This window comes from Nocardia nepalensis, assembly GCF_048910785.1.
Classification (GTDB): domain Bacteria; phylum Actinomycetota; class Actinomycetes; order Mycobacteriales; family Mycobacteriaceae; genus Nocardia; species Nocardia nepalensis.
Genome location: NZ_JBKBET010000044.1, coordinates 1 through 14,840, shown reverse-complemented (window position 1 = coordinate 14,840; position 14,840 = coordinate 1). Strand labels below are relative to the sequence as shown.

Sequence of the window (14,840 nt, the reverse complement as noted above, 5' to 3'; positions counted from 1 at the left end):
TCGAATGATTTCCCAGGACCGCCTGACCTGGCGGACCTCCAGCTACAGCGGCACGAACGGTGGACAGTGCGTAGAGGTAGCGTTCGACGCCGAGTCCGACACTTTGTTGATCCGCGACAGCAAATACCGGCGCAACCCTGCGAACGATCCCGCAAACCAACCGATGATCGCGATCCGCACCGAAGACTGGGCTCCATTCCTTGCCGCGGCGGCGGGTGAAAACAGGGATACCGAGTACCGGATTCCCACGATCGAGCGGCAACCATCGGGCGAAGTGGTCGTCCGAGCAACTGACGGAACAGCATTGACCTTCACCCAGGGCGAATGGACCGCCTTCACCGCAGGCGTTCAGGACGGGGAGTTCGCAGCCGCCTGATCGAGGCCGGCAGCACTTGCTCACCATCATGTGCGTTGGTGCGTTGAGCAGCGCCACAACTCGGCGACGCCCGAATGTCAACTGCACACCCACGCCCGTCTTCACTTGGGAAAGCTCTCCGGTGGCGAGCAGGTCGTCCAGGCGGTTCGCTGGTTTTCGTCCATACGGTCAGCATTGACGCAGCCGCGTGAGCTCGGAACTGCCGTGACAGCGCGTTGCACCGCCCTTTCACCGAACTTTCGGCACTGCGGGACATTGCGTCGAGCGCTGCGGGTGAAACACTGACCGCTATGGAACTCAACGGAGTCCCGGTTACGGTCGATCAGATCGGTGCCTTGGGACTGGTCGGATATGGGCACTTCACGTCGATGCGCGTCGAAGGCGGTGGTGTCCGTGGTCTGCAGCTGCACTTGGACCGACTGATCCGCGACTGCCGAACGGTTTTCGAGGCCGATCTCGATTCCGGCCTTGTCCGAGACCTCGTCCGCCAAATCCTGTGTGGCAAGGACGAAACCGTTATTGTCCGGGTGACTGTATTCGACCCGAACCTTGAACTCGGCAAACCCGGCGCCGACGCGCAGCCCCATGTGCTGGTCACCAAGCGTCGAGCCCCGGTCACTCCACTGGGCCCACTCAGCTTGCAATCCGCGGTGTACTCACGTGATCTGCCCCGGGTGAAGCACGTCGGCCTCTTCGGCGCGCTCCACCAACGACGCAACGCGCAACGCAACGGCTTCGACGATGTCCTATTCACAACAGCAGACGGCACTGTCACTGAGATCGCGACCTCCAACATCGGATTCATCAGCGCCGACGGACAATTGATCTGGCCACAAGCCGATGTTCTCCCCGGAACCACCATGCGGTTGATCAGCCAGACCCGTGATGAGGAAGTCCTGTCGCAGGCGATCACCCTGGCTCAGCTTCCACAGTTCGCCGCAGCGGTGGCGACCAACGCTGCCGTCGGCCTACGGCCTGTCTCCCGGATCGACGACACGCAATGGCCCGTCGAACACGAACTCATCGATATCCTCCGCAAGGAGTACGAATCCATACCGCCACAACCGATCTGACACACATCCCGATGCCCTGTTGGCTAGGCTCAATTGCCACCAAGAGGGGAAAGGGAGAACACGCGCAATGATCACGGTGGTGAAGCGCTGGACCGGAGCCGAAGTCCGAGCCTTGCGCGAGGCACGGCGGATGAGCCTCAAGGGGTTCGCCGCCCATCTCGGCGTAAGCGACCGCCTGGTGTCGAAATGGGAAGCAGGCGGCTGCAATACCTGCCCCCGGCCGGTCAACCAGCTTGCGCTCGACACCTCCTTCTCCCGAATGACTGGCGACGAGCGCACCCGGTTCGCCGAGTTCGCCGGGCCTGGAGTGCTCAGCGAATCCCGCGATGTCGACGTCCCCGAACCACCTACCAGCATTCGTCATCCCGCCGACGGCAAGCTGATGACCTGGATCCCGCGAGGCATCTATCTGGCTGGTCTTCAGAACGAACCGCTCTGGACCGATGGGTTCTACATCGACATCTTCCCGACAACCAACGCCGATTACTCACGTTTCGTGATCGCAACCAACCATCCTCCGCCTCGTCATTGGAATGCTTCGGTTCCCTCGCACGACATCGCAGATCGCCCGGTGGTGTGGGTGACGTGGGATGACGCTGTCGCCTACGCGAATTGGGCCGAAAAGGAACTGCCGTCAAGCCAGCAGTGGGAGAAAGCCGCCCGTGGAACTCGCGGCAATGCTTGGCCATGGGGAAACCAGCCCACGCCCGCGAAGTGCAACGTTCGCGGATCCGGTCCGAATTCCACTACTCCGGTCGATCGGTACAAGAGCGGCGTGAGCCCATACGGTGTCTACGACATGTGCGGAAACGTATGGGAATGGTGCGCAACCTCCACGACCACGGACCGCTATGAACTCAAAGGCAGCGCCTTCACATCCCCGTTCGACCGCGCACTGCCTTCAGCTCTCAACGACGCAGACCAAGCGATGCTCGACGACGACACTGGGTTCCGTTGCATCACAATGTCTTTGAGCCCATGAACGTTCAGCGGGTCGACGTGTCGACGGCGCGCTATCTGGCAACGAGTCGAATCGGCGGCATCGCCGAGATCCCAGTATCGAACACATATTCGATTACTGTTAGAGTCTCTCCATGTCTGCAGGTCGTTCGGTCGCGTTCGCGAGGCGGCAGATCGATGAGGTTCGCCGACAGTTGCTCGACTCCGCGGCGTTCGGCAAGCACGTCACACCCGACCAGCTGGAACGTATGGCGAGCAAGCTAGCAATGGGAGTGCGGGCACTCGACGTTGCAGTCGAAGTCGGCGCATGCGAGCTGGCCGCCGATCGCTCAGCAAGCTCGCAATCGGCACCTTGACCGTCGCGAGGTCAAGGGATTGTGGATTCGTGGCTGGTCTGGAGAATTCCGAACCTTGCCCCTTGTCGGGGGTTGACGCTTGCGGGGTGATTGCTATGGAGAACTGGGCTGAGATCGTCGGTTGTATCGGGCGGAGGGCGTGCCGCAAGGGTTCACCGCCGGCTCACCGGTTCGGGGTGTCCCTGTCACGAGCCAGCGGCTACGGTTCCGACCGCACGGTCCGGGCGATCGTCTTCGAATCCGCAACAGATCCCACCGCCGCCTGCGCCGACCCGCGCACACTGGCATTCCGGCACATGCCCATCCCGGCCGGTCACGCGCTGGCATTGGTGGACCTGCCCAGCGGCTTCGTCCACGAATGGGTGGCCGAAGACCACACAGCCTTCGCAGGCTGGCGTCATCATCAACCCGAATTCGACTACAACAGCAGACTTCTCGCCGCTGAAACCTGCTATGCCCGTGCCTCCGGTGCACGCAACGAGGCGAAGATGCAAGCACACCTGCGCTTCTCACCGAATGACGAATGGATGCTGTTGGAAGCCAGATGGACTCGCCTCAAGGGACGTGGCCGTCCTCAAGCGCTCATCGACATCACGCCTGTATCTCCGAACCCGGCGCCGATGATCAGAGGATGCCGAGTCTGCCAGGATCTCGTGCACCGCCCGACTCCCGCGGCACGTGGCGCTGAGTTCGACAATCCGGCCGCGGAACAAGACGACCAGTGACGAGCCGACATCGCCTCGGCGGCATCGAACCGGCCACCGTGAAGAATGCGCAAAAGAGCACGCTCCCAACCGAATTTCGATTCACTCGCACCGACTATGAAGGCGGTCATCATGTACCTCCAAATCAAATCGGGTCCTGCGTTCCCTTCAGAAGCTGAATCCTTCCTCGAGAATAGGCTCATGGCGGAGCGTCAGGCGCCCGACGGGGCAGCCGAAGATCAGCTACGCCGGTTCACCGAAACGCAGGCGAAGGCCACTGTGCTCGCCTTGTACCAGCAAGCGCGCACGGACTTCGACGAGGTCTGCGCCATCTTCGGCGACAACCATGCCGCGCCGCAGTGGGTCGAAGCCGACGCACGCGAGAAGGCGCTGTGAACCGCCCTCTACCTAGCGCTCACCGTGTACGGTCATCAAGCCGACTACGACCCGAACTGGACTCACCATCTGCACCAGATCCCGTGACTGCTCATCGATCTCGCGGAGGGGCGGCGCGATGCAACGCGCCCAGGATATCGTCGGCACGATCGATGAAGAGCAGATGACCAGCGTTTGAACTACTTCGAGCCGACTGTTCGAGATCAGGGGGCGAGGCGTCGACCATCGTCTGTTGGAAGGTTGGCGTCCGCGTCTCCCATGCCAAATATCGACAGGGACAGCGATATCGGCGGGATCGAAGCACCATGATCGCGCGAACAACACCTGCATGTCCACTGCGACCCCTCGGCTGCCCTGCTTGAGTGCCATTTGGATGTTGTCAGCGATCTTGCCCCGCAGCTCATCATCTGCAATTCGATACCTGTCGATCGGCGACATCCCCGCGATCCAGGCCGACAGACCGCGAGGCTTGCGGACCGCTCGGGCCATCTGCGCGGCCACCGGTCACGCAAGAATCGGAAACCGGCGCAACACCATCAGCCCATCAGAATGCTTGACCCCTTCCGCCCCTTCGCTTCTCGTGTGATCGCCGAACGGGGCGGGCGAGCTGACCACGACCGCCCGGCTCGCGCGTTCAGGCGCGTTGTACGCGCATGGCCAGCGCGTAGGGACCACCGCCGGGAGACTCCGAGTGCGCCGAAGCGGTTCAGCTGTAGCTGGTCCGCGATCCAGAATCACCTGGTCCAGAAGGGAATTCCCGATCGCGGTCGTGTCGGGCTCTCAAAAGGCTGATCTTGAGATTCACAAGATCAATGACAGAGTCAAGCGAAAACCGTACTCATTCACGCGGGACACGCCAGGCCTAACCGGGTCATGACTGGCGCTGAAGTCATCTCGCCCACCCGCGACGACTCGTGATAATGTGCCGCCATGGGGGACGACGCTATGGAACATTCCAAGGGAATCCGCGCGAGCGAGCCGTTTCGCATCCAGCTCCGCAGTGTGATGCGTACCTATCAGGTCGGCGGCCAGCAAGTCCGTGCAGTTGACGACATTGACCTTACTCTTGACGGGGGCGGGTTCGTTTCTATCGTCGGGCCGTCTGGTGCAGGTAAGAGCACGCTATTACATCTGCTAGGTGCGCTCGACTCGCCTGACTCGGGCTCGATCCGGTTCGGCGGCGAAGAGATCGCCTCGCTCGATGACGACCGCCAATCCGAATTCCGACGCCACCAAGTCGGATTCGTATTCCAGTTCTTCAACCTACTCCCGACTCTGTCAGCCTGGGAGAACGTCGCAATCCCGAAGCTGCTCGACGGCGTTGCACTGAAGAAGGCCAAACCTGCAGCGCTGGCGCTGCTCGATCTAGTCGGGCTCAGCAACCGTGCCGAGCATCGCCCGTCCGAGCTGTCCGGCGGGCAGATGCAGCGCGTGGCGCTCGCACGGGCGTTGGCAATGGATCCACCGTTGGTGTTGGCTGACGAGCCGACCGGCAATCTCGACTCAGCCTCCGGCGCCGCGGTGCTTGAGTTGCTGGGCGAGATCGCACACGCCGAAGGTGCGCAGCGGCTGGTTGTAATGGTCACCCATGATCTGGACGCGGCGAAATGCAGCGACCGGATCATCACGCTGCGTGACGGACGGATCGACGCGGACGAGTCGCTCACATGACCGTCACGTGGGACCGATTGCAGCTGTTGACGTTTCGTGAATCCCGCACCCATGCGCGTCGATCCATCGTGACGATCTGCGTGATCGCCGCTGCGGCAGCGCTGCTGGTCGCGGTTACCGGCATCTATGGCTCGCTAACTGGGTCGGTCGATAGGGTGACCGCGGGTGTCGCAGGTGATGCCGACTTCGAGGTCGCCGGCATCACCGACACGGGCTTTGACCAGTCGCTGACAGCCGGGATCTCCGCAGTGCCGGGCGTTGCCGCGGCTGTGCCGCTGCTGTGGCAGGCACAGGGCTCCGGCAGCAGCAAATACTTGCTTTTCGGCATTACTTCCGAGATCACCGCTGTGCGCAGTGACCTGCAAGCCAAGGCCGGTGCTGCCCCTGCAGCAGTTCTCAGCGTGCCGGATGGAATCGCGGTCGGAAGTGGAATGGGGTGGTCGCGAGGTCAGCGGGTGCAAGTGGGGACCAGTACCGTAACCGTCGCCGCGGTCCTTGATACAGACCTAAACGGGGGCCGATTCGTTGTGGCACCGTTGCCGTTGGCGCAACGGTTGACGGATCGTGTAGGCCGGATCGACTCGGTGCTAGTAGTCGCGAAGCGGGACACCGACCGCGCCAACGTTCGCGCGGCCGTCGAGTCGGCGATCGGCGGCCGGGCGGTGGTCGCAAACCCAGGTTTCCAGGGGCAGCAGGCAAGGCAGAGCTTTGCGTTGATCCAATCCACGCTGCTGACGTTTGCGGGGGTCGCGTTTGTCGTGGCCGCGTTCCTGGTGTTCAACACAATGAGTATGACCGTCACGAGGCGGCGGCCGCAGATCTCAATGTTGCGGGCGTTAGGAGGGCGGCGGCGGAACGTCGCCATGGATTTGTTGGTCGAAGCTGCGGCAACCGGCCTGGCCGGTGCCTTAGTCGGAGCACCGATCGGCGTGCTGGCCGGGCGCTGGGCGCTGGGGGGATTGCCACCACTAATCACCGAACAAGTCGACGCCCGCATCGTCTACCAGATGCCAAGTTACGCGGTCCCGCTGGCGATCCTGGCCTGCATGGGTACCGCGGCCATCGCGGCTGTCGTCGCAGCCCGGCAGGCTTACCGGGTGTCGCCGATCGAAGCGCTTGCCCCGGTAGAGGTTTCGTCGCTCGACCGCATGAACCCGTCGTTGCGGATCGCGGCGGCAGTCGTCGGGATCGTTCTACTCGCGGTGGCAGTGTTCTTAGCGCTACGGGGTGAGGGCCTGGTAGCAGCCAGCGCAGTGCCGTTCGTGTTCCTTGCGAGCGTCCCGCTTTGCGTGGCGCTCAAAGAGGTGATCGTCAGCAGTGCTGCCCGCGTGGCCGTATTGTTCGGTCAGGCCGGTCGTCTCGGGTCTGCGTCGGTGCAACGCTCGCCGCGGCGGGTCTGGGCGGCATCCGTCACCGTAGCGATCGCGATATCATTGGTCGTTGCGTTGACTGGCCTCAACAACAACCTGATCGATTCGGCGACAAGGAGTTTCGCGCCGGTGGCGCGAATTGACCTGGGGGTAAGCACGACGCCGCCCGACCAGCTGCCGGCGGGCCCCATCCTGCCCGCCGACACGGGACAGCGCCTGACCGAGATCGACGGTGTCGCCAGGGTCGTGCCCAACCTATGGGTGTGGGCAACCATGCGGGACCGTCGGGTAATGCTCCAGGGTGTCGCGTCAGGGACGAACTCGCTTATCACTTCCGCAATGAGCGAACACGATCGCATGCTGCTTTTCGACGGCCAGGGGGTGGCATTGTCCCGTGACCTTGGGCGCAGCTGGCGGGTCGATGCGGGCGACACCCTGGAACTGCCAACTCCGACCGGCGCCAAGCGGGTGCGGGTGCTCGCGGTCGTAGATGTGTTGTCGTCCGGTGTCAGTACGATCGCGATCTCACTGCCGTACGTGCAGCAGTGGTACGACCGTCCCGGGGTGAATAACTACGAACTCGGCTTGGCGCCTGGAACCGATCGCGCGGTCGTCGCCGATGCGGTCCGCCACGCGGTGCCGACGTCGGTGTTCGTCGTTACGGGCAAGCAGGCCGTAGAAGCAGGTGCTGGTGCAATAAAACAGATGGCCGCCGTCTTTGCTGGCGTGCAATGGATCATCGCAATCGTCGCCGCGGTTGCGCTACTCAACACGCTGATGTTGTCGGTGCTGGAGCGCGGCAGAGAAATCGGAGTCCTCCGCGCTATCGGATCGAGCCGAAAATCTGCGGTTCGGATGGTGCTCGCCGAAGCCGCAGCTATCGGCATGGCCGGTGCAGTAGTCGGCACCGTGGTCGGCTTGATTGCGCACTACCTCGGCACCCGCGCGTTCGAATCGATCGCGACTATCCCGGTCACCTACACGCTCACGCCATGGATAATCGTGTACGCCGCTGGCGCGCTGGCCCTGTGTTTGCTCGGCGCCATCCCGCCTGCCAGATACGCCGGCCGTATGAATATCGCCCAAGCCATTGCGCTGGACTGAAGTCAGCAAACTTATCGCTACCAGAATGAAGTTGACCTATGAACAAATACGATCCGGTGTTTCATTCTTGGTCCATCCAGTCGACGACTGTCAGGCCAGAGATTGCGGGTGCCCAGGGTAGCTGGTTCTGGGATGGTAAAGGGAAGCGATATCTCGACTTCTCTTCCCAGCTGGTTAATGTCAACCTGGGTCATCAGAACCCGGCTCTGCTGAACGCTTTACGGAAGCAATCCGAGATACTATGCACAGTATCCCCGCAGTTTGACAATGGTGTCCGAAGTGAGCTTGCGAGCCGCATAGCCGCCCATGCGCCAATGCCTCTGAGTCGAATATTCTTCACTTCCGGTGGCGCGGAGGCAAACGAGAACGCCATTCGATTGGCGAAGCTACACACGGGGCGGCTCAAAACCCTATCCGCATACCGCTCCTATCATGGAGCAACGGCCGGTGCGATATCGATTACCGGCGATCCGCGGCGTTGGGCGAATGAGCCTGCGGTCACGGGAGCAGTGCATTTTCTTGGCCCCTACCCATACCGATCGCCATTCTTGTCGGACAACGAGGAAGAGGAATCGGTCCGTGCGCTAAACCATCTGTCCGAAGTGCTGCGACTTGAAGGACCTGAAACCGTCGCTGCCATAATTATCGAACCGGTGGTCGGAACGAATGGTGTGATCGTGCCGCCGGATGGCTATCTGGCGGGTATTCGTCAATTGTGTGACGAGTATGGAATCGTCATGATCGCGGACGAGGTGATGACCGGATTCGGCCGCCTGGGCGAGTGGTTTGCTGTAGACAGATGGAGAGTTGTTCCGGATTTGATCACGTTCGCGAAGGGCGTGAACTCTGGATATGTGCCCCTCGGCGGGGTAATAATCGCCGACCATATTGTCGAGACCTTTCGCGAGCGGACCTACCCGGGGGGACTCACCTACTCCGGGCATCCACTTGCGTGCGCAGTCGGTGTTGCCTCGATCGAGTACATCGAAGACGAAGGAGTTATCGAGAAGGTCCGCCGCGATGGCGATGATTTCATTGGCCCGCAGCTACGCCGAATGCTTGATGAGCATCCAGTGATCGGTGATGTTCGCGGTGCCGGGATGATGTGGGCACTTGAATTCGTCAAAGATCGGGTATCTCGCACGCCGCTGGTCCCGTTCAATGCCACGGGTGATGCGGCGATGCCGATGCATGAACTTGGTGCGGCGTTATTGGAGCTGGGGATGTGGCCGTTCATCCAGATGAATCGACTCCATATCGTCCCTCCACTGACTATCACTCGCGAAGAACTCGGAACGGGGCTTGAGATAATCGACAAGGCAGTTTCGGTAATCGATCGATGCATTGACCAGAAGTAACATTCTTCTTTCTACAGGAAGTCGTCGTATGGCGGTACAGGAATTGACCGAGAGCGATCACCGAGATTCCATTGAAACGAGTGTTTCTGAGCTTGTTGCTCGTGCTCGAGCTGCGCAGCTAGAATATGAGTCCTTCACGCAATCTGAGGTGGACAGCGTAGTTACCGCGATTGCGTGGGCAATATATGAGCCGAATCGTGCGCGCAGGCTGGCAGAATTGGCTGTCGAGTCGACCGGAATGGGAAATATTTCCGACAAGTTCGACAAGAACAGAAGGAAGACCGTCGGTACCCTGGCCGATCTGATTGGAGCACGCTCCGTCGGCGAGATCCGTCGAGATGACGACGCCGGCATCGTGGAGTACGCAAAACCGATGGGGGTAGTCGCCGCTATCTGCCCGTCGACCAATGCTGCTGCCGCACCGGCCAATATTGCGATGCACATAGTCAAGGGTCGGAACGCGGTGATCATATCGCCGTCGCCCCGCGCGCTATCCCCGTGTCGCGCGCTGATCGGATATATCAAGGCGGAACTACGAGCACTTGGGGCCCCAACCGATCTCGTCCAGCTTCTCGAACCGGTTACCAAGGCACGTTCGGATGAATTGGTAAGACTCTCCGATTTTGCGGTTGTCACCGGTTCTGAGGCAAATGTTCGGTCGGCGTACCGCAGCGGGACCCCGGTGAGCGGCGTCGGCCGGGGAAATCCTCAGATCATCGTCTGCAGGGATGCCGATATCTCCGCGGCCGCCGACAAGATCGCAGGTAGTAAGACCTTCGATAATGGAATAAGTTGCTCGTCCGAGAGCGGTTTGCATATCCATCGGTCTATATACCGAGATGTGATCGCCGCGCTATCGCTTCGTGGGGGCCAACTGCTCGATACCGTCGATGCGCGTCGTCTGCGTGACGCTATGTGGAGCAATGGCTCGCTCAATCGTGCGCTGGTCGGGAAGTCGGCTTCGGAGCTAATGGCGGCCGCTGGCATCAGTTCCGACGAGGCGACGAAATTTCTGATGGTTGAGCAGAGTGAATACGGGGCTGCGCACCCTTTCAGCGGTGAAAAGATGTCGCCCATTGTTTCGCTGTATTCCTTTGAGTCAATGGATGAGGTGCTATATCGTGTCCAGGAAATTCTGGACTTCCAGGGCGCAGGGCATTCTTGTGGAATTCATACGTCCAGCGCCGAGAATGCCGAAAGGGTTGCTGCAGCATTGAAGGTCGCCCGCGTAATCCTTAACCAGCCACACGTCATCGGGAACAGCGGTTCGTATGACAATGGGCTGGAATGCACGCTGTCTGTAGGTGGTGGAAGTTGGGCCGGCAACAGCACTTGCGACAATATTAATTACCGGCATTTCATGAACTATACCAGATTGGTGCATACGATCGCTGCTACTGCTCCGAATGAAGCACTGCTCTTCGATCGGTATCTCGGGGCCGAGGGGTTGAATCAAATGATTTCAGTTTAGCGTTTCGGCTATTAGTGTGGGTTTGGACAGCTACTTGATGGGAATCGTTGACTCAGCCTGAGTCAATGCCACATAGCGTAATTGGGCAGCTGCGTTGAGGGTGTTGAACGGGCTGATGAGCCAGGGTTCGATGTTGGTGTTCGCGACAGGTGTCAGCGAGCTCGTCGAGATCAACTTCGGTGACCTGATCGAGTCGGGCGCCGGTCTGGATCAGCAACCTCGCCGGTGTTTAGGATCCGGTGGCCGAGCGGACACGTTCGCTGATTCCGAGTTACCTTGCGGTGGTAAGGAATCGGGGCAGATCGGCTGTGATCGGGGAAGCGTCGGGTTCGCGTCAGAGGCTCGAGATCCTGCGTTCAATCAGATAGTCGTAGCCCAGTACAGGAAGCGGTGCAGCATCAGGGACCTGATGATCGGTCGGGCCGTCGAACTCGCCGACAACAGGACCCCGAGGGGTTCGAAGGCGCCCAGCCTGCCGGTCGGGCCAGCGCGTGCGCGTGGCGCCGTAGTAGGGGTGCTGCCGCGGCCTGGTTCGGGCCAGCTCGGCCAAATACCGGTGGTAGCAGCGGTCGGCGTGAGACTTGCCAGCGAATACGTGCGCGTGAGGCTTCGAATTCCTCCTTGATCCGCTTGGGCGCGAGATGTAGATCTTGGTGGTGCTCCGATGCGCATGTTCTTCCGGTAGCGCCGCTTCCGGGTCTATTCCGCTGCTCGCTGCGGCACCAGCGCCGCCCTGATCATCCTGCCTCGCGGCAGGAACATGCTGCGACACAGCACCTTTCATCTCACCGTCAGACTCGGGTCCGCTCGTTCTCGTGCGCTGTTTGCCGACTTCGGTAGTCTCGCTGCGGATCTCGTCCATCGTCTCGCGTGTGATCTGCACCCACGACAATCCCTGCTTCACGACCTCGCGCTGTTCGCTCAGCCCAGCGATGTGTTAGCGCAACACCACGATCTGCTCCGTGGTCACGACCTCACGCCGGTTCAGTACCTCACGCCAGGACCCCGTCGCCACCTTCACTGCACCGACCCTCGATGCGAGGATAGGCCCTCGCGCACTATCACGACTCAAAACCGCCGAGCCGCTGCGCGATTCGTTCGTACACGGGCACTTATAGACCAAAGCGATGACTAAAGCACGGAATTCGGCCAGAAACGGTTCCTCTGGTCTCCCCAAAAGGTTCTCGTCGTGCCAAGATGGACGCGGGGAGCATCCGAGGCTCACCGGGGGACTCCAGCAAATCTCGCGCTCGCTAGACGCCGAAATTGGTTGGTGGCCTGGACGCGAACGTATTCGTTGAACGAAAGTAACGTCGAATGACCTCTGATGACGACGATTTGGTAAGAGCGCTCCGAACCTCCTTGAAGGAGAATGAGCGCCTGCGGGCACGCATCGACACCATGTTTGCGGAACAGTCTGCGCCGGTCGCGATCGTGGGGATCGGCTGCCGGTTCCCCGGCGGAGTGGACTCCGGGCAGGGCCTGTGGGAGATGGTGGCCGACGGCCGCGACGTGGTGTCGGGTTTCCCGACCGATCGCGGCTGGGATGTGGAGGGTCTGTTCGATCCCGATCCGGCCGTGGCGGGTAAGTCCTACACCCGCTCGGGTGGATTCCTGGATGCCGCAGGCGATTTCGATGCCGGGTTCTTCGGGATCAGCCCCCGCGAAGCGTTGGCGATGGACCCCCAGCAGCGACTGCTGCTGGAAACCTCCTGGGAAGCACTCGAAGACGCCGGAATCGACCCCACAACACTGGTTGGTTCGGCCACCGGGGTGTTCACCGGGATCTTCGCCCAGGGGTATGGGGTCGGCGCCGCCGCCGAAGACATCGAGGGGTTCGGGGTGACCGGCCAGGTCCCGAGTGTGGCGTCGGGTCGGGTGGCCTATGTGTTGGGTTTGGAGGGCCCGGCGGTGTCGGTGGACACGGCGTGTTCGTCGTCGCTGGTGGCATTGCACCTGGCCGTGCAGTCACTGCGGGCCGGGGAATGCGACCTGGCCTTGGCCGGTGGTGTGACCGTGATGGCGTCCCCGGCGATGTTCGTCGAATTCAGCCGGCAGCGGGGCCTGTCCGCCGATGGACGTTGCAAGTCCTACGCCGGTGCCGCTGACGGCACCGGTTTCTCCGAAGGCGTCGGGGTGCTCGTGGTCGAGCGGTTGGCCGATGCCCGTGCCAAGGGCCATCAGGTGTTGGCGGTGGTGCGTGGGTCGGCGGTCAATCAGGACGGTGCCTCCAACGGGTTGACCGCACCCAACGGGCCCTCCCAGCAGCGGGTGATCCGTGCCGCGTTGGCCAGCGCGGGCATCGACGCGAGCGGGGTCGATGTGGTGGAAGGCCACGGCACCGGCACGGTCCTGGGTGATCCCATCGAAGCCCAAGCCCTGTTGGCGACCTACGGGCAGAACCGGCCCACGGATCGACCCGTTTGGCTGGGGTCGATCAAATCCAACATGGGCCACACCTCGGCCGCGGCCGGTGTCGCCGGCGTGATCAAGATGGTGCAGGCCATGCGGCACGAAACGATGCCCAAAACACTGCACGTCGACGCACCCAGCCCCCACGTGGACTGGACCACCGGCGCGGTGTCACTGCTCACCGACGCCCGACCGTGGCCGGTCAGCGACGGTCGGCCGCGCCGGGCCGCGGTGTCCTCCTTCGGGATCAGTGGCACCAACGCCCACGTCATCCTCGAACAAGCCGACACCCTCGAACCGGTAGGTGCCCTCGATTCCCCTGATTCCGTAGCGGATTCGGGTGTGGGTGTGGGGTTGGGGGTGGTGCCGTGGCTGGTATCGGGCAAGACCGCTCAGGCTTTGGCTGGGCAGGCTGCTCGGTTGGCGCAGTGGGTGCGTGCCGAGGAGGACCTCGACCTCGGTGAGGTGGGGTCTGCGTTGGCGACCACCCGTACGGTGTTCGAGCATCGTGCGGTGGTGGTGGGTGCTGATCGTGAGGCCCTGCTGGCCGGGTTGGCCGGGTTGGCTTCGGGGCAACCGGGACCTGATGTGGTCACCGGTCGCACCACCACACCGGGCAAAACTGTGTTGGTGTTCCCCGGGCAGGGCTCGCAATGGGTCGGGATGGGTGCGGAGTTGTTGCAGTCCTCACCGGTGTTCGCCGAGCAGATCCGCTGCTGTGAGGAAGCGTTGGCGGAGTTCGTGGACTGGTCGCTGACCGATGTGATCACCGGGGCCGACCACGCTCCCGGGCTCGACCGGGTCGATGTGGTCCAACCGGTGTTGTGGGCGATCATGGTGTCGCTGGCACAGATGTGGCAATCGGCCGGTGTCACTCCCGATGCCGTGGTCGGACACTCCCAAGGTGAAGTCGCTGCCGCCTATGTGGCCGGAGCGCTCACGCTGCGCGAGGCCGCCATGATCGTGGCACTGCGCAGTCGATTGCTGGTGCAGTTGTCGGGCGCGGGGGAGATGGTGTCGATCGTCGATTCGGTCGAACGGGTCCGTCAATGGATCGAGCCCCTCGCCAACGAGGTGTCCATTGCTGCGATCAACGGGCCACGGTCGGTTGTCGTTTCTGGTTCCCCCGACGCGTTGGAGCGGCTCCAACGCACCCTGTCCGAGCAAAAAGTGTTGCGTTGGGTGGTGCCCGAGGTCAATTTCGCGGCACACACCGCCAAGGTCGACGCGCTGCGCGAGGAACTGTTCGAACTGCTCGCGGATCTGACCCCGACACCGTCGAAGATCCCGTTCTATTCGACGGTGACCGGTGAGCTGTTCGACACCACGGGATTGAACACCCGCTACTGGTTCGACAACGTGCGTGAACCCGTCCTGTTCGGTCAGGCCGCGCAGTCGTTGATCGGGGCCGGGTTCACCACGTTCATCGAGTGCAGTCCGCACCCGTTGTTGGCGTTGGCGATGGAAGACACCGCCGCCGGTCTCGAGACCGCGGTGACCGTGACCGGATCACTGCGTCGTGACGAGGGTGGGCTGGATCGGTTCTGGAAATCGGTGGGCCACGCCTACGTCGCGGGGGCGCCTGTCGA

General features: G+C 61.9%; 13 protein-coding genes. 11 read left to right on the top strand and 2 right to left on the bottom strand.

The genetic code is table 11. The features are described 5' to 3' along the window. Window positions 1–4 precede the first annotated feature (4 nt). From ACHQ4I_RS41805 to ACHQ4I_RS41780, 6 genes are all read left to right on the top strand, one after another. Window positions 5–376 (top strand): DUF397 domain-containing protein, encoded by a 372-nt coding sequence (locus ACHQ4I_RS41805; protein ID WP_420777474.1) that lies wholly within the window; start codon window positions 5–7, stop codon window positions 374–376. A 290-nt stretch (window positions 377–666) separates the two neighbouring features. After that, window positions 667–1,449 carry an aminotransferase class IV family protein gene (locus ACHQ4I_RS41800; protein ID WP_420777473.1) on the top strand — a complete coding sequence of 261 codons (783 nt, stop codon included), beginning with the start codon at window positions 667–669 and terminating at the stop codon, window positions 1,447–1,449. Between the two features lie 67 nt (window positions 1,450–1,516). Beyond that, window positions 1,517–2,431, top strand: coding sequence for an SUMF1/EgtB/PvdO family nonheme iron enzyme (locus ACHQ4I_RS41795; RefSeq protein WP_420777472.1), 915 nt, complete (start codon window positions 1,517–1,519; stop codon window positions 2,429–2,431). Window positions 2,432–2,543: 112 nt separating this feature from the next. Beyond that, window positions 2,544–2,765, top strand: a complete 222-nt coding sequence (locus tag ACHQ4I_RS41790; protein ID WP_420777471.1) for a DUF6374 family protein — start codon at window positions 2,544–2,546, stop codon at window positions 2,763–2,765. 296 nt (window positions 2,766–3,061) lie between these two features. After that, window positions 3,062–3,490 carry a hypothetical protein gene (locus ACHQ4I_RS41785; RefSeq protein ID WP_420777470.1) on the top strand — a complete coding sequence of 143 codons (429 nt, stop codon included), beginning with the start codon at window positions 3,062–3,064 and terminating at the stop codon, window positions 3,488–3,490. Window positions 3,491–3,670: 180 nt separating this feature from the next. Beyond that, window positions 3,671–3,865 carry a hypothetical protein gene (locus ACHQ4I_RS41780; RefSeq protein WP_420777469.1) on the top strand — a complete coding sequence of 65 codons (195 nt, stop codon included), beginning with the start codon at window positions 3,671–3,673 and terminating at the stop codon, window positions 3,863–3,865. 12 nt (window positions 3,866–3,877) lie between these two features. Here the strand turns inward: ACHQ4I_RS41780 and ACHQ4I_RS41775 are convergent, their stop codons facing one another. Next, the gene (locus ACHQ4I_RS41775; protein WP_420777468.1) at window positions 3,878–4,366 is read right to left on the bottom strand and encodes a hypothetical protein; all 489 of its coding nucleotides are present in this window, start codon (window positions 4,364–4,366) and stop codon (window positions 3,878–3,880) included. A gap of 504 nt (window positions 4,367–4,870) precedes the next feature. Between ACHQ4I_RS41775 and ACHQ4I_RS41770 the strand changes: the two genes are divergently transcribed. The 4 genes from ACHQ4I_RS41770 to sauS are packed head-to-tail and all read left to right on the top strand — an operon-like array spanning window position 4,871 to window position 10,839. Beyond that, a complete protein-coding gene (locus ACHQ4I_RS41770) occupies window positions 4,871–5,536 on the top strand; it encodes an ABC transporter ATP-binding protein (RefSeq protein WP_420777740.1) in 666 nt (221 codons plus the stop codon). Next, a complete protein-coding gene (locus tag ACHQ4I_RS41765; RefSeq protein ID WP_420777467.1) occupies window positions 5,533–8,010 on the top strand; it encodes an FtsX-like permease family protein in 2,478 nt (825 codons plus the stop codon). The genes ACHQ4I_RS41770 and ACHQ4I_RS41765 overlap by 4 nt, the downstream gene beginning before the upstream one ends. 38 nt (window positions 8,011–8,048) lie before the next feature. Further along, window positions 8,049–9,368: an aspartate aminotransferase family protein gene (locus tag ACHQ4I_RS41760; protein WP_420777466.1), complete on the top strand. Its 1,320-nt coding sequence runs from the start codon at window positions 8,049–8,051 to the stop codon at window positions 9,366–9,368. A 28-nt stretch (window positions 9,369–9,396) separates the two neighbouring features. Beyond that, complete coding sequence (gene sauS / locus ACHQ4I_RS41755; RefSeq protein ID WP_420777465.1) at window positions 9,397–10,839, top strand: acylating sulfoacetaldehyde dehydrogenase; 1,443 nt, start codon at window positions 9,397–9,399, stop codon at window positions 10,837–10,839. Between the two features lie 334 nt (window positions 10,840–11,173). On the opposite strand, the gene ACHQ4I_RS41750 is transcribed toward sauS, so the two are convergent. Then, complete coding sequence (locus ACHQ4I_RS41750) at window positions 11,174–11,743, bottom strand: hypothetical protein (protein WP_420777464.1); 570 nt, start codon at window positions 11,741–11,743, stop codon at window positions 11,174–11,176. Window positions 11,744–12,156: 413 nt separating this feature from the next. Between ACHQ4I_RS41750 and ACHQ4I_RS41745 the strand changes: the two genes are divergently transcribed. Next, window positions 12,157–14,840 (top strand): type I polyketide synthase (locus ACHQ4I_RS41745; RefSeq protein ID WP_420777463.1); only part of this gene is annotated, 2,684 nt, incomplete at its 3' end.

Bases quoted from the DNA above. Each gene is read 5' to 3' on its own strand.
- ACHQ4I_RS41805 (WP_420777474.1), top strand. From the start codon at position 5: ATGATTTCCCAGGACCGCCTGACCTGGCGGACCTCCAGCTACAGCGGC.
- ACHQ4I_RS41800 (WP_420777473.1), top strand. From the start codon at position 667: ATGGAACTCAACGGAGTCCCGGTTACGGTCGATCAGATCGGTGCCTTG.
- ACHQ4I_RS41795 (WP_420777472.1), top strand. From the start codon at position 1,517: ATGATCACGGTGGTGAAGCGCTGGACCGGAGCCGAAGTCCGAGCCTTG.
- ACHQ4I_RS41790 (WP_420777471.1), top strand. From the start codon at position 2,544: ATGTCTGCAGGTCGTTCGGTCGCGTTCGCGAGGCGGCAGATCGATGAG.
- ACHQ4I_RS41785 (WP_420777470.1), top strand. From the start codon at position 3,062: ATGCCCATCCCGGCCGGTCACGCGCTGGCATTGGTGGACCTGCCCAGC.
- ACHQ4I_RS41780 (WP_420777469.1), top strand. From the start codon at position 3,671: ATGGCGGAGCGTCAGGCGCCCGACGGGGCAGCCGAAGATCAGCTACGC.
- ACHQ4I_RS41770 (WP_420777740.1), top strand. From the start codon at position 4,871: ATGCGTACCTATCAGGTCGGCGGCCAGCAAGTCCGTGCAGTTGACGAC.
- ACHQ4I_RS41765 (WP_420777467.1), top strand. From the start codon at position 5,533: ATGACCGTCACGTGGGACCGATTGCAGCTGTTGACGTTTCGTGAATCC.
- ACHQ4I_RS41760 (WP_420777466.1), top strand. From the start codon at position 8,049: ATGAACAAATACGATCCGGTGTTTCATTCTTGGTCCATCCAGTCGACG.
- sauS (WP_420777465.1), top strand. From the start codon at position 9,397: ATGGCGGTACAGGAATTGACCGAGAGCGATCACCGAGATTCCATTGAA.